Source organism: Ruegeria sp. L12 (assembly GCF_056531745.1).
In genome coordinates, this window is the sequence record NZ_JBQFMH010000001.1 from 152643 (window position 1) to 171302 (window position 18660).

At 61.1% G+C, this 18660-nt stretch carries 20 protein-coding genes; 18 read left to right on the forward strand and 2 right to left on the reverse strand.

Annotated elements, in window-relative coordinates; all coding sequences use genetic code 11:
- Complete coding sequence (gene fsa, locus ACR0K9_RS00715) at window positions 1-654, reverse strand: fructose-6-phosphate aldolase (RefSeq protein WP_480819971.1); 654 nt, start codon at window positions 652-654, stop codon at window positions 1-3.
- An 88-nt stretch (window positions 655-742) separates the two neighbouring features.
- Between fsa and ACR0K9_RS00720 the strand changes: the two genes are divergently transcribed.
- From ACR0K9_RS00720 to ACR0K9_RS00735, 4 genes are all read left to right on the forward strand, one after another.
- Window positions 743-2938, forward strand: a complete 2196-nt coding sequence (locus ACR0K9_RS00720; RefSeq protein ID WP_480819973.1) for a primosomal protein N' — start codon at window positions 743-745, stop codon at window positions 2936-2938.
- A gap of 79 nt (window positions 2939-3017) precedes the next feature.
- Window positions 3018-4250 carry an MFS transporter gene (locus ACR0K9_RS00725; protein ID WP_480819975.1) on the forward strand — a complete coding sequence of 411 codons (1233 nt, stop codon included), beginning with the start codon at window positions 3018-3020 and terminating at the stop codon, window positions 4248-4250.
- Window positions 4251-4317: 67 nt separating this feature from the next.
- Window positions 4318-5190, forward strand: a complete 873-nt coding sequence (locus tag ACR0K9_RS00730; RefSeq protein WP_480819977.1) for a 50S ribosomal protein L11 methyltransferase — start codon at window positions 4318-4320, stop codon at window positions 5188-5190.
- A 104-nt stretch (window positions 5191-5294) separates the two neighbouring features.
- Entirely contained in the window at window positions 5295-5639 is a 345-nt protein-coding gene (locus tag ACR0K9_RS00735) for a hypothetical protein (protein WP_480819979.1), read from the forward strand.
- A gap of 107 nt (window positions 5640-5746) precedes the next feature.
- Here the strand turns inward: ACR0K9_RS00735 and ACR0K9_RS00740 are convergent, their stop codons facing one another.
- Window positions 5747-5962, reverse strand: coding sequence for a DUF1127 domain-containing protein (locus ACR0K9_RS00740; protein WP_480819980.1), 216 nt, complete (start codon window positions 5960-5962; stop codon window positions 5747-5749).
- A gap of 333 nt (window positions 5963-6295) precedes the next feature.
- Here ACR0K9_RS00740 and ruvC point away from each other — a divergent pair, with 333 nt between their 5' ends.
- From ruvC to ACR0K9_RS00810, 14 genes are all read left to right on the forward strand, one after another.
- Window positions 6296-6793 (forward strand): crossover junction endodeoxyribonuclease RuvC, encoded by a 498-nt coding sequence (gene ruvC / locus ACR0K9_RS00745; protein WP_480819982.1) that lies wholly within the window; start codon window positions 6296-6298, stop codon window positions 6791-6793.
- On the forward strand, window positions 6790-7467 hold the full coding sequence (ruvA, locus tag ACR0K9_RS00750) for a Holliday junction branch migration protein RuvA (protein ID WP_480819984.1): 678 nt from the start codon (window positions 6790-6792) through the stop codon (window positions 7465-7467). The genes ruvC and ruvA overlap by 4 nt, the downstream gene beginning before the upstream one ends.
- A gap of 4 nt (window positions 7468-7471) precedes the next feature.
- Window positions 7472-8491, forward strand: coding sequence for a Holliday junction branch migration DNA helicase RuvB (gene ruvB, locus ACR0K9_RS00755; RefSeq protein ID WP_480819986.1), 1020 nt, complete (start codon window positions 7472-7474; stop codon window positions 8489-8491).
- Window positions 8492-8553: 62 nt separating this feature from the next.
- Complete coding sequence (locus tag ACR0K9_RS00760) at window positions 8554-9177, forward strand: hypothetical protein (RefSeq protein ID WP_480819988.1); 624 nt, start codon at window positions 8554-8556, stop codon at window positions 9175-9177.
- The gene (ybgC, locus tag ACR0K9_RS00765; RefSeq protein WP_480533804.1) at window positions 9174-9557 is read left to right on the forward strand and encodes a tol-pal system-associated acyl-CoA thioesterase; all 384 of its coding nucleotides are present in this window, start codon (window positions 9174-9176) and stop codon (window positions 9555-9557) included. Before ACR0K9_RS00760 ends, ybgC begins: the two co-directional genes overlap by 4 nt.
- 105 nt (window positions 9558-9662) lie before the next feature.
- On the forward strand, window positions 9663-10358 hold the full coding sequence (gene tolQ, locus ACR0K9_RS00770; protein ID WP_480533802.1) for a protein TolQ: 696 nt from the start codon (window positions 9663-9665) through the stop codon (window positions 10356-10358).
- Window positions 10359-10360: 2 nt separating this feature from the next.
- A complete protein-coding gene (tolR, locus tag ACR0K9_RS00775; RefSeq protein WP_480819990.1) occupies window positions 10361-10831 on the forward strand; it encodes a protein TolR in 471 nt (156 codons plus the stop codon).
- A 14-nt stretch (window positions 10832-10845) separates the two neighbouring features.
- Window positions 10846-11949 (forward strand): energy transducer TonB, encoded by a 1104-nt coding sequence (locus ACR0K9_RS00780; protein ID WP_480820609.1) that lies wholly within the window; start codon window positions 10846-10848, stop codon window positions 11947-11949.
- Window positions 11946-13265, forward strand: coding sequence for a Tol-Pal system beta propeller repeat protein TolB (gene tolB, locus ACR0K9_RS00785; RefSeq protein WP_480819992.1), 1320 nt, complete (start codon window positions 11946-11948; stop codon window positions 13263-13265). The genes ACR0K9_RS00780 and tolB overlap by 4 nt, the downstream gene beginning before the upstream one ends.
- Window positions 13266-13352: 87 nt before the next feature.
- On the forward strand, window positions 13353-13859 hold the full coding sequence (gene pal / locus ACR0K9_RS00790; RefSeq protein ID WP_480819994.1) for a peptidoglycan-associated lipoprotein Pal: 507 nt from the start codon (window positions 13353-13355) through the stop codon (window positions 13857-13859).
- A 4-nt stretch (window positions 13860-13863) separates the two neighbouring features.
- Complete coding sequence (gene ybgF / locus ACR0K9_RS00795) at window positions 13864-14688, forward strand: tol-pal system protein YbgF (RefSeq protein ID WP_480820611.1); 825 nt, start codon at window positions 13864-13866, stop codon at window positions 14686-14688.
- Entirely contained in the window at window positions 14685-15938 is a 1254-nt protein-coding gene (gene tilS / locus ACR0K9_RS00800) for a tRNA lysidine(34) synthetase TilS (protein ID WP_480819996.1), read from the forward strand. Before ybgF ends, tilS begins: the two co-directional genes overlap by 4 nt.
- 77 nt (window positions 15939-16015) lie before the next feature.
- Window positions 16016-17932 (forward strand): ATP-dependent zinc metalloprotease FtsH, encoded by a 1917-nt coding sequence (ftsH, locus tag ACR0K9_RS00805; RefSeq protein WP_480533790.1) that lies wholly within the window; start codon window positions 16016-16018, stop codon window positions 17930-17932.
- Window positions 17933-18026: 94 nt separating this feature from the next.
- Window positions 18027-18602, forward strand: coding sequence for an MOSC domain-containing protein (locus tag ACR0K9_RS00810; RefSeq protein ID WP_480820613.1), 576 nt, complete (start codon window positions 18027-18029; stop codon window positions 18600-18602).
- Window positions 18603-18660 lie beyond the last annotated feature (58 nt).

Sequence of the window (18660 nt, forward strand, 5' to 3'; positions counted from 1 at the left end):
TCAGAGGATTTTCTGACCTGTCTTGGCCCAGTCGGCCAGGAAGGTTTCCAGACCCTTGTCGGTCAGCGGGTGATCGGCCAGCTTCTTGATCACGGCAGGGGGGGCGGTGATCACGTCGGCACCGATGCGGGCGCTGTCGGTCACGTGGTTCACTGTGCGGATCGAGGCGGCGAGGATTTCGGTTTCGAACCCGTAATTGTCATAGACTTGACGGATATCGGCAATCAGGTCCATGCCGTCGAGGTTGATATCGTCCAGACGACCGATGAAGGGCGAGATGAAGGTCGCGCCAGCTTTCGCCGCCAGAATTGCCTGATTGGTCGAAAAACACAGGGTGACGTTGACCATCTGGCCTTCGCCGGTCAGCGTTTTGCAGGTTTTCAGACCGGCCCATGTCAGCGGCACTTTGACCGCGATATTCGGCGCGATCTTGGCCAGCTTGCGGCCTTCGGCGATCATGTCGTCGGCCTCGGTGGCAACAACTTCGGCGGACACGGGGCCGTCGACCAGATCACAGATCTCTTTGGTCACTTCCAGAATGTCGCGGCCCGATTTCAGGATCAGCGAGGGGTTGGTGGTCACACCGTCCACCATGCCCAGATCGTTCAGTTCGGCGATGGCGTCGATCTCGGCGGTGTCTACGAAGAATTTCATGAGGGCAGTCCTTTGATGGGTTGGCCTTGGTCGCGGATGGCTTTACCTCAAAGAAACCCATGCTGGAACCCCCTACGAAGGATATACCGTGAGCGCTAACGGATTTTTCGACGAAGGAGAGCTGGTTGCGGTGCTGACAACGCAACCGCTGGACCGGACGCTGGACTACAAGGCGCCCGAAGGCGGATGTTTTCTGGGCGCGTTTGTCGAGGTGCCGCTTGGCCCGCGCAAAGTGCTGGGTGTGGTCTGGGGGCCGGGTCAGGGCGGCTTTGATCTGGCCAAGGCGCGGTCGGTGATCCGGGTGCTTGAGGTCGCGCCCATGCGGGAAGAGATGCGTGTGTTCCTGGGCAAAGTGGCCGATTACACCCTGACGCCAATGCCCGCGATGTTGCGTCTGGCGACGCGCGCGCCGGGGCTGGGCGATCCGCCGTCGATGCGCAAGATTTACCGGCTGGGCGATGCGCAGCCGGATCGGATGACGGACGCACGGACCCGTGTGCTGGACGTGCTGCGCGCCTATGGCGGGCTGGCCTTTACGCTGAAGGAGCTGGCCGAGCAGGCCGGGGTCACTTCGTCTGTTATCAAGGGCTTGGTGAAACAAGGCGCTGTGCGGGAAGAGGACAGCCCGCGCGATCTGCCCTATCCGCATCTGGACCCGGACCTGCCCGGAAAGACGCTGACCGGGGATCAGGCGGCGGCGGTGGCGCGGCTGCAGGCCGGGCAGCGGACCGGCGATTACGGCACCACGCTGCTGAAAGGGGTGACCGGATCGGGCAAGACCGAGGTCTATCTGGAAGCTGTCGCCGAAGCCCTGCGCATGGGGCGGCAGGCTTTGGTGCTGTTGCCCGAGATTGCCCTGACCGCCGAATTCCTGACCCGGGTCGAGGCGCGGTTTGGCGCGCGACCGGCGGAATGGCATTCGGGTGCGACGATGACCGAACGCCGCCGGGTCTGGCGCATGGTCGGGCAGGGCGCAGCGCAACTGGTCGTGGGGGCTCGGTCGGCGCTGTTCCTGCCGTTTCGTGATCTGGGGTTGGTGGTCGTCGATGAGGAACACGACACCTCGTACAAGCAGGAAGACGGCGTGCATTACAGTGCGCGGGATATGGCGGTTCTGCGCTCGGCGATCTGTGGCGCGCGGGTGATTCTGGCCAGTGCCACGCCGTCGCTGGAAAGCTGGGCCAACGCCGAGGCGGGCAAATATGAGCGGCTCGACCTGACCGCGCGCTTTGGTGCGGCGGTGCTGCCCGAGATGAAGCCCATCGACATGCGCGCCGAGCAGATGCAGCCGGGGACGTGGATTTCGCCGTCTTTGCGGCAGGCGGTGCGGCAGCGGATCGAACGCGGGGAACAGTCGTTGCTGTTCATCAACCGCCGGGGCTATGCTCCGGTCACCCTGTGCCAGGCCTGCGGCGAACAGATCGCTTGCGACCATTGCGATGCGCGGATGGTGGAGCATCGGTTTCTGAAACGCCTGATGTGCCATCAATGCGGCGAGACGAAGCCGATGCCCGAAGAATGCCCCTCTTGCGGGGTTGAGGGCAAGCTGGCCCCAGTCGGACCGGGGATCGAGCGGCTGGCGGAAGAGGCCGAGGCGACCTTTCCCGAGGCGAAGATCGCGATGCTCAGCTCTGACCTGTTCGGCTCGGCGCGGGCGCTGAAGGCCAAGATTGAGGAGATCGCCGAAGGGGATGCGGATATCGTCATCGGCACGCAGCTGGTGGCCAAGGGGCATAATTTCCCCAAGATGACGCTGGTGGGCGTGATCGACGCCGATCTCAGCCTGCATGGCGCGGACCTGCGCGCGGCAGAACGGACGTTCCAACTGATGCGGCAAGTCGCTGGGCGTGCAGGTCGGGCAGACAAACCGGGGCAGGCGCTTTTGCAGACCTTTCAGCCAGAACACCCGGTGATCCGCGGCATCCTTTCCGGGGATGAAGAGGGGTTCTGGAAGGCTGAAGCCGCCGGGCGGCAGGCCGCAGGGGTGCCGCCTTACGGCCGCATGGCCGGGATCGTGCTGTCAGGCCCCGAGGTCGGGCCGGTATTCGACATCGGCAACGCGATGGCCCGCAACGATACCCCTCTGCGCCAGATCGGTGCGCAGGTGTTTGGCCCGGCCCCGGCCCCCATCGCGCGTATTCGCGGGCGGCACCGGGTACGGCTGCTGGTCAAGGCGCCCAAGGGCGCGCCCATTCAGGACGCCATCGCCCGCTGGATCGCGCCTTTGCGTCTGAAAGGCGACATCCGCCTGACCGTCGATATCGACCCGCAGAGTTTTTACTGACATCTGCATCCGTGCAGAGCGCCTGTGCGCCTGCTGCTTCCCCCTCGTCAAACCACACAAATGGGCGTATGGGGGTCTCATGCTGAAACCCATGCCCCTTGCCGAGGCGCAGAGCCTGCCATTCTGGCGTCGCCCCATGACGCTGTTGTTCATGATGGCGCTGATGATGCCCATCGCCTTCAACGCGTGGAGCGCGTTGTTGAACAATTTCGTCATCGAGGTGGCAAGCTTTGATGGGGCGGATATCGGCCTGCTGCATACGGTGCGCGAAATCCCCGGGTTTCTGGCCGTTGGCGTGATCGCTGTGATCATCTTCATCCGCGAGCAGGTGTTGGCGATGATCTCGCTGATCATGCTGGGTGTGGCGACGGCGGTGACGGCGTGGTTTCCCAGCCTCGGTGGATTGCTGTTTGTGACCCTCTTCAGTTCGATCGGCTTTCACTATTACGAGACGGTGAACCAGTCGCTGCAGCTGCAATGGCTGCCCAAGGACCGCGCGCCGCAGGTGCTGGGCTGGTTAGTTGCGATGGGCTCGGCCGCGACGATGGTGGTATACGGGTTGATCGTGCTGACCTGGGACCGGTTCGACTTGTCCTATAACTTCGTCTTCATGGCCGCAGGCGGGGTGACCGCGCTGCTGGCGTTGTTTTGCCTGTTTGCCTATCCGCAATTCGACGCACCCACGCCGCAGACCAAAAAGCTGATCCTGCGCAAGCGATATTGGCTGTATTACGCGCTGCAATTCATGGCGGGGGCGCGGCGGCAGATATTCGTGGTCTTCGCGGGCTTCATGATGGTCGAGAAATTCGGCTTTGACGTGCATGAACTGACCGGCCTTTACCTGATCAACCTGATGATCAACATGATGGCGGCCCCGATGTTGGGGAAAGCGGTGGCACGGTTCGGAGAACGCCGCACGCTGATCTTCGAATACACCGGGCTGGCCATCGTGTTTGCGGCCTATGGCGGTATCTACTGGTTTGGCTGGGGGGTGCTGTTGGCCGCGATCCTCTATGTGATCGACCATGTGCTGTTTGCGCTGGCGCTGGCGCTGAAGACTTATTTCCAGAAAATCGCCGATCCGGCGGATATCGCGCCCACCGCCGCCGTGGCCTTTACGATCAACCATATCGCCGCCGTGTTCCTGCCTGCGTTGCTGGGGTTGCTCTGGGTCGTCTCGCCCGGTGCGGTGTTTGGTCTGGCTGCTGCAATGGCCATGATCTCACTGCTGCTATCGCTGCTGATCCCGCGCCATCCCGAGCCGGGGAATGAAACCATCCTGTCGAAATACGCGCCCGCACCCGCCGAATAGGCGCGGGCGCTTGACCTTGGCGGCCCGCCGCCCTAGGCGCTGTGGCAACACCAGACAGGAGGCCGCCATGCCCACATTCACCGCGCTGACCACGCTGACAGGTAAGAAAGCCGCCGAGGGCCTGGGCGAGGCGATGGAGCGGCTGGAGCCTGAACCCACCGGCGTTGGCGTGTTCGAGGTTGAGGATGGCTCGGGCCTGTGGGAGGTCGGCGGTTATTTCACCGAAACGCCGGACGAAACCGCTCTGGCCGTTCTGGCCGCCGCGTTCGAAGCGAAACCTTTTGTGGTTTCGGAACTGCCCGAAACCGACTGGGTCGCTCATGTGCGCCGTGAATTGGCCCCGGTCGAGGCCGGGCGGTTCTTTGTCTATGGCAGCCATGATGCCGATAAGCTGCCCGAGGGGCGTATCCCGCTGCTGATCGAGGCCGCGATGGCCTTCGGCACCGGTCACCATGGCACCACGCTGGGATGCCTGAAGGCGCTGGACCACCTTTTGGATCAAGGATTCTCGGCCTCAAAAGTTGCGGATATCGGCTGCGGCACCGCCGTTCTGGCCATGGCGGCGGCCCGGGTCTGGGACGGGGATATCATCGCCAGCGACATTGACGAGGTTGCCGTCGACGTGGCCGAGGCCAACCTGAAAGCCAATGGAATGGCCGGAGAGGTCCGCTGCGTTGAAGCTGCCGGTTTCGATCACCCGGATCTGAAAGCGCACGCACCCTATGACCTGATCTTCGCCAATATCCTCAAAGGTCCGCTGGTGGCTTTGTCGCCCGAAATCGCCGCGAATCTGCGCGCCGAAGGCTACGCAATCCTGTCGGGAATCCTCAATGAGCAGGCTGATGACGTGATTTCGGTTTATTTACAGAACGGGTTCAATCTGGCCCAAAGGGATGAAATTGGTGAGTGGACGACGCTAATTTTAAGCAAACAGGGCTAATTCTAGGCTATTTACGGGAGTTTTGTGGGTTTTTGCCACTTTTTTGTCGCATTCTCTAACTATCGTCACTGAATGTAATCGGGGGGCGGTTTTCGGAGGCTGCCATGACAGGAAAACAACTCGAATTCGATCAGCGCGTCACGCGTCTGAACAAAAAACACCAGAAACTCAGCCGGGGCTATCGGGCCACGATGCGCTCGGACGGGCTGGTTGTGATGAAACCGCAGCGGATGCGATCGGCCATTCCGGCGAAGGTTCTGGTTCTGTGCCTGCTCGGGTTCTTTGGCTTCAAAGCGTTCTTGTTGTCGAGTATCGGCCCATCCGCGTATGACGACCGCGTCGCAAGCCTCAAACAGGGTACACCTGTGGAAACAGCCGGTGCCTGGATCATGCAGGCCGATCCGGTCACCCAATTCCTCGCAACCCAGCTGAACAAGGTTATGTTCTAAGGGCCTGACGTCTTTCCTAACAAAAACACCGCGGGCCGTCTGGCGCGCGGTGTTTCTGTTTGCCCCACAGGGAGGAGGAAGGGGCGTATTCGTGATCGTCCGTCGTCTTAGTAACGGCGGCCTTCGGCAACAACGTCGATGTCGCCGCGGCACAGGCCGATATCGTCCAGTTCGCGGTCGGTCAGACCGTTCAGCGCATTGCGGGTGGCGCGGGCGTCGTTCCATTCAACAACGGCGTTCACGACCGATGCAAAAGTTACGCCGATACGGCCGACGAGGCCGAACGAGCCAGTGGTGGTGCGGGTGGTGTCCAGTGCAGCCATATCCTGTTTCCTTCTGGTTTGTGTTAATCTCTGATCTTGCGATCTGACGGGCATCTAGGGATGTATACTGTCCCATGCAAGCGCAGAAATTGCATGTGTCCTATGCGTTTTTTGCAAGTCTCGAAATTCATAAAAGCCCCTTAATTCATTGATTAATTCTGGTTTAGAAAAGCGTCGAAAACTGGCAAGTTGTTGTCGCAATTCGATCGAAATGCTGCGGGTGCGACATGAATGTCGTTTTCAGGTCGTGCGTTGAATTGCTTGGAAAATGTTCACGCTTCGTGCTAGTCGATGAAAAGAGATCACACAAACCCGAGCAGGCCAAAGCAAAACATGCGTATTCTGGGTATTGATCCGGGTCTCAGGACCCTGGGGTGGGGCGTCATCGAATCAACGGGCAGCCGCCTGAGCCATGTTGCCAACGGTTTGTGCAAATCCGACGGTGACGATTTGGGGGAGCGGCTCTTGTCCCTGCACAACCAGATTGTCGAGGTTATCGTCGAGTATCGGCCCGATCAGGCCGCCATTGAACAGACTTTCGTCAACAAGGACGGGGCAGGCACGCTTAAGCTGGGTCAGGCGCGTGGTGTTGCGCTGTTGACGTTGGCGCAGGCGGGTCTGCCGGTGGGTGAATATGCCCCGAACCGGGTCAAGAAAACCGTGGTCGGCGTTGGCCACGCCGAGAAAGAGCAGGTGCTGCATATGGTCAAACTGCAACTGCCCGGGTGCTCTCCCAAAGGTGCGGATGCTGCGGATGCCTTGGCGATCGCAATCTGCCATTCCTATTATGGCTCCGCCCCGCAGGCGCGGATGAAAGAGGTGCGCGCATGATCGGCAAACTCACCGGAAGACTGGATTATCGTGCGGCGGATCACATTCTGATCGACGTGCGTGGGGTCGGATACATCGTCTATTGCTCGGACCGGACCATGGCGGCGCTGCCCGGTGTGGGTGAGGCGGTCTCGATCTACACCGACATGGTTGTGCGCGAAGATCTGATGCAGCTTTATGGCTTTCTCTCCCTGATCGAGAAGGAATGGCACCGCCTGCTATGCTCGGTTCAGGGTGTGGGGGCCAAGGTCTCGCTGGCCATTCTCAGCGCGCTGGGACCTGATGGCGTCAGCCGTGCGATTGCGTTAGGGGATTGGGGGGCAGTCAAGGCAGCCAAAGGGGTCGGACCCAAGACAGCGCAGCGGATTGTGCTGGACCTCAAGGACAAGGCGCCCGGCGTGATGGCCATGGGTGGCACGGTGACCGAGGCGATGGATGGACCTTCGCTTGAAGTGGTCGAGCTGGCCGAGCCCACACCTGCGCCCAAGCGTATGGCAAAACCGGCCTATGGTGCGGCGGCGGCTTCGGCCGGGGCGTTGTCGGCGCTGGCTAATCTGGGGTATGGACCTTCGGATGCAGCCTCGGCGGTGGCCGAGGCGGCGGCCAGCTTGCCGGATGCGGGCGAGGCTGATCTGATCCGTGCCGCACTGAAACTACTGGCTCCGAAGGGGTGACTGAATGGTAGACGCCGATCCCACCCTGCGCCCCGAACCGATGCCCGAGGACAATGATCGCGCCCTGCGCCCGCAGGGGCTTGATGAGTTCATCGGCCAGGCCGAAGCGCGCGCCAATCTGCGCATCTTTATCCAGTCGGCCCGCAAACGGGGCGAAGCGATGGATCATACGTTGTTCCATGGCCCTCCGGGGTTGGGGAAGACCACCCTTGCGCAGATCATGGCGCGCGAGTTGGGGGTGAATTTCCGCATGACCTCGGGGCCGGTGCTGGCCAAGGCGGGCGATCTGGCGGCGATCCTGACCAATCTGGAATCGCGCGATGTGCTGTTCATCGACGAAATTCACCGACTGAACCCGGCGGTGGAAGAGGTGCTGTACCCGGCGATGGAGGATTTCGAGCTGGATCTGGTGATCGGCGAAGGCCCCGCCGCACGGACGGTGCGGATCGAGTTGCAGCCGTTTACACTGGTCGGTGCCACCACGCGAATGGGATTGTTGACCACGCCTCTGCGGGACCGGTTTGGTATCCCCACGCGGCTGCAGTTCTACACGGTCGATGAATTGCACGAGATCGTCACCCGCAACGCCCGCAAACTGGGTGCGCCTGCCGATGATGCGGGCGCGCGCGAGATTGCGCGCCGCTCGCGCGGAACGCCCCGGATTGCAGGACGGTTGCTGCGGCGGGTGGTGGATTTTGCCATTGTCGAAGGTGATGGGCGGATCACGCGGGATCTGGCCGACGGGGCGCTGACCCGGCTGGGCGTGGACAATCTGGGTCTGGACGGGGCTGACCGTCGCTATCTGAAGCTGATTGCCGAGAATTACGCGGGCGGTCCAGTGGGGATCGAGACTCTGTCGGCGGCATTGTCGGAAAGCCGGGATTCGCTGGAAGAGGTGATCGAACCCTATCTGTTGCAGCAGGGCCTGATCCAGCGTACGCCACGTGGGCGGATGCTGGCGCAGAAGGCGTGGACTCATTTGGGAATGGCGCCACCCAAAGGACAGAGCGATCTGTTTGGTTGAAGCCGCGCTTCATAGATTTTAAGCCTCCGGCGGGAGTATTTTGAAAAGATGAAGGGCAAAGTGTGACTCCGGATCAGATCGAAGCGCTGTTCACCCGCGAAAGCGGCGAGTTTCTGTTTGCGCGTTGGGGGCGGCCCATCGTGCCAATTGTTTTTGGCGTCGAGGATGAGACTCTGGCCACCGTCAAAGGCGCGTTCGAGGCGGTTGTCACGCTGGCCGGTCACAAGATGGCCGAAACCGATCCCGAACTCGGCGCCAATTGCATGGTCTTCTTCTTCCGCGATTGGCAGGAGTTGCTGGAGGTGCCCGATCTGGAACGTCTGATTCCCGATCTGACCCCACTGGTAGAGCGGCTGGTCGCCGCCGAAGCCAACCAATATCGGATTTTCCGGTTTGAGGAAGACGGCGCCATTCGCGCGGCTTTCGTGTTTTTGCGCATGGATAAGGAATTGTCGAAGGTTCCGGCGGAAACACTGGCGCTCAGCCAGGTGGTGCAGACGATTCTGCTGTGGTCTGACGCTGCGTTTCGCAACGTCTCGCCTTTGGCCATTGCCGGCGAAGCGACGATCCTGCGACCCGATATTGCCGCCTTGATCCGCGCCGCCTACGATCCGGTTCTGCCCGGTGCCGCGCAAGACCCTCCCCATGCGTTGCGCCTGTTCGCCAGATTGGAGCCGCCGCAATGAAACACTTCTACCCGGTTCGTGTGTATTACGAAGACACCGACATGGGTGGTGTGGTTTATCATGCAAATTACCTGAAATTCATCGAACGCGCCCGATCCGACTGGGTGCGCAAGCTGGGCAATGATCAGAATGCGATGCGGGATGCGGGTATTGTCTGGGTCGTGCGGCGGATTGAGGCGGATTATATTACGGCGGCACGGTTCGAAGATGAACTGATGGTGGAAACCGAAATCGTATCGCTTTCGGGCGCGCGGCTGACCATGTCACAGCTGATCAAACGGGATGAAACCGAGATCTTTCGTGCCGCGGTCACCGCAGTTTGCATGAATGCAGAGGGAAAACCGGTGCGCCTTCCGGCAGAGATTCGCGCATTGATGTAACAATTTCACCCTCGGGGGTGGTTCTGTTGGCTTTTCACGGCCATCTGCGTTAGCGTTTGGCAAAACAAGGCCAAATGGCCATCAGGCAAAACAAAGAGCAGGTTCATGGAAGCTGAAACGCTGGCGCTGGCGCAGGAGATCGATTTCTCCATGTGGGGGCTGTATGCCCGCGCGACCTTTATCGTCAAACTGGTGATGCTGATGCTGATTGGGGCATCGGTCTGGTCCTGGGGCATCATCATTCAGAAACTGATCAACTACCGGGCCGCGCGGCGCGAAGCGCAGGTCTTTGATGAAAGCTTCTGGTCCGGCAACCCGCTGGACGAGCTGTTCGAACAGACCGGAACACAGCCCGATGGCAGTTCCGAGAAGATTTTTGCGGCAGGCATGATCGAGTGGCGGCGCTCGCACCGCACCGATGGCGGGTTGATCGCAGGGGCGACCGCGCGGATTGACCGGTCGATGGATGTGGCGATCGCGAAGGAATCCGAGAGTTTGCAGAAGGGTTTGCCCATTCTGGCCACGGTTGGTTCGACCGCACCGTTCATTGGTCTGTTCGGTACGGTCTGGGGCATCATGAATGCCTTTATCGAGATTGCCGAGCAGCAGAACACCAACCTTGCCGTTGTGGCGCCCGGTATTGCCGAGGCTTTGCTGGCCACCGGTCTGGGTCTGCTGGCGGCGATCCCGGCGGTGATATTCTACAACAAGCTCAGCGCCGATAGTGATCGGATCGTTGGTGGCTATGAGGCGTTTGCCGACGAATTCGCCACCATCCTGTCGCGCCAGTTGGATAGCTGACGATGGGTGCGGCGGTTCAGCAAAACTCGGGTGGCAACGGGCGGCGCAGAGGGCGTCGCCGCGGGCGTGCGCAGCCGATGGCCGAGATCAACGTGACGCCGTTTGTGGATGTCATGTTGGTGCTGTTGATCATCTTCATGGTCGCCGCGCCGCTGCTGACGGTTGGCGTTCCTGTCGATCTGCCCAAGACTGCGGCCAGTGCTTTGCCCGGCGACAGTGAAGAACCGCTGACCGTGACACTGACCGCCGATGGCGGGGTGCAGATACAGACCACAGACATTCGACGCGAAGAGTTGATTGGCAGGCTGCGCGCCATCGCGGCAGAACGCAGCAGTGACCGCGTATTCCTGCGCGCCGATGGGGCCATCCCCTATGCGCAGGTGATGCAGGTCATGGGCGCGTTAAATGCGGGTGGTTTTTCCAATGTGGGCCTTGTGACCGATACCGGCGGGCCAACGCTGGACGATGGGTAAAGGTGGGTCGCACGGTGGATACCGGCACCAAGATTTCGGCAATTGCGCATGTCAGCCTGATCAGTTGGGCGCTGTTCGGCGGTACGTTCCGCTCTGAACCGCTGCCGATGGCGGTACAGGATGTTTCGGTGATCTCATCCGAGCAGTTCGCGGCCCTGAGCGCGCAGCGCAACGCGCCCGAGGTGCCGACCGAGCCGGAAGAGCTGCAGCAGCCCGAAACCTCCGATCAGATCACCGCGCCTGACCCTGTGCCGGACACACCGCCCGAGCCTGAGGCGGTGCCGCAACCCGAGCCCGAGCCCGAGCCGGAAACCCAGCCAGAAGCCGTGGAAATCGCGCCCGAGCCCGAGCTGATCGAAGAGCTTCCGACGCTGGACCAGCCCGAGCCGGAAGTGGCCGCGCTGCCAGCCCCGCCAGGGCCAGAGGCCGAGCCGCAGGCAGCAGACAAGGTTGCACCCGAAGCCATTGCCCCACCACCGCCCGAGGCGAAACCCGATGATATCGAAACCCCTCCGGTCTCGTTGGATGAAGGCGCCGAGACGCAGCAGGAGCAGCAGGATCAGACCGCGCCGGAAGAGGCCACGCCCGAGATCGTGACCGAGGCGGAAGAGGTCGACGACCCGGCCCCGCGCACCTCGCCGCGTCCGCGCGTGCGTCCGAATCGCCCAGCACCTCAGCCCGAGCCTGAGGTCGCGGATATACCCAAGCCACCATCGCCCGAACCTGCTCAGGACGAGCAGGCGATCAATGATGCACTGGCCGAGGCGCTGGGAACCGGCACCGAACCTTCGGGCCCGCCGCTGACCAGCGGAGAAAAGGATGCCATGCGCGTGGCGGTGTCGCGCTGCTGGAACGTCGGTTCGCTGTCGACCGATGCGTTGCAGACAGTTGTCATTGTTGCCTTTTCGCTGACACCGGATGGTAAAGTTGTCGGTGGTAGCCTGAGGATGCTGGACAGCTCTGGCGGCTCAGCAGCCTCTGCCAAACAGGCTTACGAGGCCGCACGGCGCGCGATTTTGCGCTGTGGAGCCAAAGGATACGACCTGCCTGCTGACAAATACAGTCAATGGCAGGATATTGAGATTACATTCAATCCCGAGAGGATGCGGATCAAATGATGAAACTTCTGACCAGCCTCTTCATTGGCCTGACCCTGCTGACGGCTCCGGTTTATGCTCAAAGCGGGCCGCTTCGTCTGGAAATCGACGAAGGCATCATTGAACCGATGCCATTTGCGGTTCCCAGTTTCGTGCCGGACAACGCAGCGGCGGCGCAATATGCGCAGGATATCTCGCGAGTGGTGGTGTCCGACCTGACGGGGACGGGGCTGTTTCGTGAGATTTCATCAGATGCATACATCAGCCGGGTCAGCAGTTTTGACGCGCCGGTGCAATTTGCCGATTGGAAGGCGATCAATGCGCAGGCGCTGGTGACGGGGGCGGTGAATGTCTCGGGCAAGCGACTCACTGTTCGGTTCCGGGTGTGGGATGTGTTTTCGGGCGCCGAGCTGGGCAACGGATTGCAGTTCGCAGGCACCACAGAAGGCTGGCGACGCATGGCGCACAAGGTGGCCGATCAGGTCTATAGCCGGATCACGGGTGAAGGCGGCTATTTCGACAGTCGCGTGGCTTTTGTCTCGGAAAGTGGCCCCAAGGATCAGCGGCTCAAGCGACTGGCGATCATGGATTACGACGGCGCGAATGTGCAGTATCTGACAGACAGTTCCGCCATCGTGCTGGCCCCCCGGTTCTCGCCCACTGGCGATCGGTTGCTATATACCAGCTATGAGACCGGCCAGCCGCGTATCTACCTGTTGGATGTAGGGCGTGTTCAGCGGCAGGAGTTGCCGACACAGGAAGGCACGATGAGCTTCTCTCCGCGCTTTTCGCCGGATGGGCGCTCGATTGTCTATTCGCTGACCCAGGGCGGTAACACCGATCTTTGGAAGATGGATCTGGCTTCGGGCCAGAGCGCGCGCCTGACCAATACGCCCGCTATTGAAACCGCGCCCAGCTATTCGCCGGACGGTAGCCAGATCGTGTTCGAAAGTGACCGCTCGGGGACACCGCAGCTCTATGTCATGCACGCAAATGGTGGCGAGGCGACGCGGATCAGTTTCGGGCAAGGCCGTTACGGCACACCCGTCTGGTCCCCGCGCGGAGATCTGATTGCCTTCACCAAGCAAAACAAGGGCCGGTTCCATATCGGCGTAATGCGCACCAATGGTGACGAGGAACGCCTGCTGACCGCCTCGTTCCTGGATGAAGGTCCGACATGGTCACCCAATGGACGGGTCATCATGTTCACGCGGGAAACGCAGGGGGCGAGTGGCCGCTCGACGTTGTATTCGGTGGATATATCAGGCCGCAATCTGCGTCCGGTGCGTACACCGGACGGGGGCAGTGATCCGTCCTGGGGGCCGTTGCAGAATTGATCTGACCATGCTGTGGATAACGTTCACAACGAAGATGCGATGTGATAGAAACGCGCCAATAAACAAACAATACACGAGGCACTTGAGATGAACCTTTTGAGCAAAATCGCGGCTGCCGGGGCGCTGACCCTGATCGCCGCCTGTTCCAACAATGATCCTTCGGCATTGGGTGGTGGCGCCGGTGGTGCCAACGGCGCGCTGGTGCCGGGTTCGCCCAGCGATCCGCGCTCGCCTGCCTATTTCCAGCAGGCGGTGGGTGACCGGGTGTTGTTCGCGGTCGATCAGTCCACGCTCAGCCCGCAAGCCCAGACCGTTCTGCAGGGGCAGGCCGACTGGCTGCTGGCCAACCCGGATTTCGTGGCGAACATCGAAGGCCACGCGGATGAGCAGGGTACGCGGGAATACAACCTCGCACTGGGTGCGCGCCGGGCGAATGCGGCGCGGGAATTCCTGATCTCGCGCGGGGTGGCGGGCAACCGGCTGACCACGGTCAGCTTTGGCAAGGAACGCCCGATTGAAATTTGCAGCACCGAGGAATGCTATTCCAAGAACCGCCGCGCGGTGACGGTGCTGACCGGTTCAAGCTTGGGGTAAGATGATGCGAATTGCAGGTTTGGTTCTGGCGGCAGTGGTCGCCGTCGCGGGCGTGGCGCAGGCGCAGGATCAGCAGACACTGGCGGATATCCGGCAGGAGCTGACGGTGCTGCATGTGGAGGTCCAGCGTCTCAAGCGCGAGTTTTCGACCACCGGCTCACCCGCGCCAAACCTGTCCGGCAGTTCTGTGCTGGAACGTGTGGATGCGATCGAAGCCGAATTGCAGCGCCTGACACGCCAGACCGAGCAGTTGAATCAGCGGGTGCAGAATATTGTCACCGATGGCACCAACCGGATTGGCGATCTGGAGTTCCGGCTGGTCGAACTGGAAGGCGGCGATCTGAGCACATTGGGCGAGACATCGACTCTGGGAGGCGAAACGTCGACCGAGATCGCCGTTGCGCCCACTTCGCCCCAGCCTGCTGCGGTTGAGCAAGGCGAGCTGGCGGTTGGCGAACAGGCCGATTTCGATGCCGCCTCGCAAGCACTTGTGGACGGAGATTTCCAGACAGCGGCCAACCTGTTCTCGCAATTCGATCTGTCCTATCCGGGCAGTCCGCTGGCGGCGCAGGCCAACCTGCGGCGCGGACAGGCGCTGGAAGGATTGGGTGACACGCGCGAGGCCGCGCGGGCGTTCCTGGCCAGCTTCACTGGCGATTCCGAAGGTCCGCTGGCCCCTGAGGCCCTGTTTGAACTGGGCGCGGCGCTTGGGCGTCTGGGACAGACCGATCAGGCTTGCATCACTCTGGGCGAAGTCGGTGTGCGATTCCCAAGCTCGGCCCCGGCAAGCTCGGCCACTCATGAAATGGCGGCGCTGGGCTGTTCTTGACCTCTGACGCCGATACGCTTCGGTCCGAAATCCGGGCAAATCTGCCCGACTCGCTGCCGCGACGTCTGGGCGTGGCGGTGTCCGGTGGCAGCGACTCGACGGCTCTGTTGCATCTGTTATCGAGCATTGCACAAGAGGCTCGGATCGAACTGTTCGCCGCAACCGTCGACCATGGCATGCGTCCCGAATCCGCTGCCGAGGCTCGGTCCGTTGCGGCGCTGGCGCAGAAATGGGGCACCCCGCACCAAACGTTGAAATGGAAAGGTTGGGACGGTGCAGGCAACCTGCAGGATCAGGCGCGGCGGGCACGGTATCGGTTGTTGGCGGACTGGGCGGATGAACTGGGGCTCGAGGCGATCGCTCTGGGCCACACCGCAGACGATCAGGCCGAAACCGTTCTGATGCGTCTTGCCCGGTCTGCGGGGGTTTCGGGTCTGTCCGGCATGGCATCGCGGCGCGTCGAGGGCAGTCTTGTTCTGCTGCGCCCGATGCTGTCGATCACACGCGCGCGCTTGCGTGACTACCTGGCAGGGAAGGGGATCGGCTGGATCGATGATCCGTCGAATCAGGACCGGCGGTTTGACCGGATCAAAACCCGGGACGCTCTGACCCGGCTGGATCGGATCGGCATCACGGCGGAAGGCCTTTCGCGAGTTGCTGACAATCTTGCACAAGCCCGCGAGGCTTTGGCGCGCTACGCGCAGGAATCCGCCCGCCATCATGTGCAGGAAATCGACGGCGATTTGTGTTTCGACCGGGACGGTATCGCCGCGCTGCCAGAAGAGATTCGCCGCCGACTTGTCGTGGCTGCGGTCATGTGGCTGGCGGGCCGGGATTATCCGCCCCGTCAAGGTGCCGTCGATCAGGCTGTGCAGGCGCTGTTGAGCGGTCAGGCGACCACGCTGGGCGGTTGCCAACTGATCCCGGAAAGCAAAAAAACTTGGATTTGCAGAGAGCTAAACGCCCTTACCCCGCTAAGCTCGAATCCTGGCGGGGTGTGGGACGGGCGCTGGGTTCTGACCGGACCCCAGACGCCGGGTGCTGAAGTTCGGCCCCTGGGTGAGGCTGGAATTCTGCAATTGAAGGACTGGCGCGCGGTTGCAAAGCCCCGCGCGGTGGTGATGTCGACGCCTGCGGTATGGGTGAATGAGAATGTTCTGGCTGCGCCTTTGGCCGGTTTCGCCAATGGATGGGCGGCAAATGCGTCCTCGGACAGGCCAGACTTCCATGCCGTGATTTTATCGCATTGAACCTGCCACAATCCTCTCTATTTTAAGGAACAACCCCGGCGGAACCCCATCCGCCGAAACCTTCTAGGAGAATTTCCTTGGGCAACGCTCGTAACATCGCCTTCTGGGTCGTTCTGTTTCTGCTGATCCTTGCACTGTTCAACCTGTTCAGTGGACCCAGCGGTTCGCTTCAGAACAACGAACGGACCTATTCCGAATTCGTCAGCGCCGTGGATGCCGGAGATGTCACCAGCGTGACGCTGGATGGCGAACAGATTCGCTATCGCACGAATGACAATCAGGATTACGTCACCATCAAACCCGGCGATGCCGAAGTGACCAAGCTGCTGATCGACAAGAGCATCCCTGTGCGGGCCGAGAAACAGCAGCAATCCGGGTTCCAGTCGTTCCTGATTACGCTGCTGCCCTTCCTGCTGCTGATCGGTGTCTGGGTCTATTTCATGAACCGGATGCAGGGCGGCGGCAAAGGCGGTGCGATGGGCTTTGGCAAATCCAAGGCCAAGATGTTGACCGAGAAACATGGCCGCGTGACCTTTGACGATGTCGCAGGCATCGACGAGGCCAAGGAAGAGCTGGAAGAGATCGTCGAATTCCTGCGTAACCCGCAGAAGTTCAGCCGTCTGGGCGGCAAGATCCCCAAAGGCGCGTTGCTGGTTGGCCCTCCGGGCACCGGTAAAACGCTGCTGGCCCGTGCGATTGCGGGTGAGGCGGGGGTGCCGTTCTTTACCATTTCGGGTTCGGATTTCGTTGAGATGTTCGTCGGTGTCGGTGCCTCGCGTGTCCGCGACATGTTCGAACAGGCCAAGAAGAACGCGCCTTGTATCGTTTTCATCGACGAGATTGACGCCGTGGGCCGCCATCGTGGTGCCGGTTATGGCGGCGGCAACGATGAACGCGAGCAGACCCTCAACCAGCTGCTGGTTGAAATGGACGGATTCGAGGCCAATGAAGGCGTGATCATTCTGGCGGCCACAAACCGCAAGGACGTGCTGGACCCTGCGCTGCTGCGTCCGGGCCGTTTCGACCGCAACGTGACTGTCGGCAACCCCGACATCAAAGGGCGTGAGAAAATTCTGGGCGTTCACGCGCGCAAGACGCCTTTGGGTCCCGATGTCGATCTGCGCATCATCGCGCGCGGGACGCCGGGCTTCTCGGGCGCTGATCTGGCCAACCTCGTGAACGAGGCCGCGCTGATGGCCGCGCGTGTGGGCCGTCGCTTTGTCACCATGGAAGATTTCGAGAACGCCAAGGACAAGGTGATGATGGGGGCCGAGCGCCGCTCGATGGTGCTGACGCAGGATCAGAAGGAAAAGACCGCCTATCACGAGGCCGGGCATGCGGTTGTCGGCCTGGAGTTGCCGCTGTGTGATCCGGTCTACAAGGCAACGATCATTCCGCGCGGTGGCGCGCTGGGTATGGTTGTGTCGCTGCCCGAAATGGATCGCCTGAACTATCATCGCGATGAGTGCGAACAGAAGCTGGCGATGACCATGGCGGGCAAGGCTGCCGAGGTGATCAAATACGGTGAGGATCATGTCTCGAACGGCCCTGCGGGCGACATCATGCAGGCCAGCCAGTTGGCGCGTGCCATGGTGATGCGCTGGGGCATGTCGGACAAGGTCGGCAATATCGACTATGCCGAGGCGCACGAGGGCTATCAGGGCAATACTGCTGGCTTCTCGGTCTCAGCCCATACCAAGGAACTGATCGAAGAAGAGGTGAAGCGTCTGATCCAGCAGGGGTATGAGCGCGCGCACAAAATTCTGTCGGACAAGAACGAGGAATGGGAGCGTCTGGCGCAGGGCTTGCTGGAATACGAAACCCTGACCGGTGATGAGATCAAGCGCGTCATGAACGGCGAGCCACCCACCGAAGGCGACGATGAAGGCGACAAACCGGACGAGGGCAATGCGCCCAGCGTGACCGCCATTCCCAAGACCAAGGCCAAGAAATCCCCGCCAGATGGTGGGATGGAGCCAGAACCAACGACATAACAGTAAAACCCGGAGCCAGACTCCGGGTTTTCTCTTTTCAACAGGCTGTTGCCGGTCATTATGCCTGCGATTGATGAATGAAAGGGGAAGTCACGTGCCGTTCTTACGTGCAACTGAATATTCGGCAGAGGTGATTTGGCTTGGCTATGTACCTGCAGGCCAATCCTTGCGCGCCGAGCCTGTTGACGCATTGAACCTGGGCTTCGACGGAGTTCGCGGTGAACGGCACGAGGGGCTCAACAGGACGTCCTGCGTTCGAGTCGAGAATCTCTACCCGAAGGGCACTGAGATTCGAAATGTGCGGCAGTTATCAGTGCTGTCGTCCGAGGAGCTGGCCAGTATCGCTGCCGAGATGAAAATGGAAGATCTTGATCCGTCATATCTTGGCGCTTCTATCGTTTTGAAAGGCATCCCCGATTTTACGCATGTCCCGCCATCTTCGCGGCTGCAGTCGGAGAATGGTGCGACGATTACTGTGGACATGGAGAACGCCCCTTGCGTTCTGCCAGGCCGCGAGATTGAGGCGGATCACACCGGCCACGGGGCGGCCTTCAAACCCGCCGCAAAAGGGCGACGCGGGATAACGGCCTGGGTTGAACGCCCCGGAGTTTTGAGACTCGGGACCAAGATGCGATTGTTTGTTCCTGATCAGCCAATCTGGCAGCCATAGGGCGCAACAGTTTCCGATATGAACTTCACGAATCCGGTGACGCCGTTTCGCGGCATGA

Coding starts and splice junctions, on each gene's coding strand:
- fsa (WP_480819971.1), bottom strand. CDS start 654: ATGAAATTCTTCGTAGACACCGCCGAGATCGACGCCATCGCCGAACTG.
- ACR0K9_RS00725 (WP_480819975.1), top strand. CDS start 3,018: ATGCTGAAACCCATGCCCCTTGCCGAGGCGCAGAGCCTGCCATTCTGG.
- ACR0K9_RS00730 (WP_480819977.1), top strand. CDS start 4,318: ATGCCCACATTCACCGCGCTGACCACGCTGACAGGTAAGAAAGCCGCC.
- ACR0K9_RS00735 (WP_480819979.1), top strand. CDS start 5,295: ATGACAGGAAAACAACTCGAATTCGATCAGCGCGTCACGCGTCTGAAC.
- ACR0K9_RS00740 (WP_480819980.1), bottom strand. CDS start 5,962: ATGGCTGCACTGGACACCACCCGCACCACCACTGGCTCGTTCGGCCTC.
- ruvC (WP_480819982.1), top strand. CDS start 6,296: ATGCGTATTCTGGGTATTGATCCGGGTCTCAGGACCCTGGGGTGGGGC.
- ruvA (WP_480819984.1), top strand. CDS start 6,790: ATGATCGGCAAACTCACCGGAAGACTGGATTATCGTGCGGCGGATCAC.
- ruvB (WP_480819986.1), top strand. CDS start 7,472: ATGGTAGACGCCGATCCCACCCTGCGCCCCGAACCGATGCCCGAGGAC.
- ybgC (WP_480533804.1), top strand. CDS start 9,174: ATGAAACACTTCTACCCGGTTCGTGTGTATTACGAAGACACCGACATG.
- tolQ (WP_480533802.1), top strand. CDS start 9,663: ATGGAAGCTGAAACGCTGGCGCTGGCGCAGGAGATCGATTTCTCCATG.
- tolR (WP_480819990.1), top strand. CDS start 10,361: ATGGGTGCGGCGGTTCAGCAAAACTCGGGTGGCAACGGGCGGCGCAGA.
- tolB (WP_480819992.1), top strand. CDS start 11,946: ATGATGAAACTTCTGACCAGCCTCTTCATTGGCCTGACCCTGCTGACG.
- pal (WP_480819994.1), top strand. CDS start 13,353: ATGAACCTTTTGAGCAAAATCGCGGCTGCCGGGGCGCTGACCCTGATC.
- ybgF (WP_480820611.1), top strand. CDS start 13,864: ATGCGAATTGCAGGTTTGGTTCTGGCGGCAGTGGTCGCCGTCGCGGGC.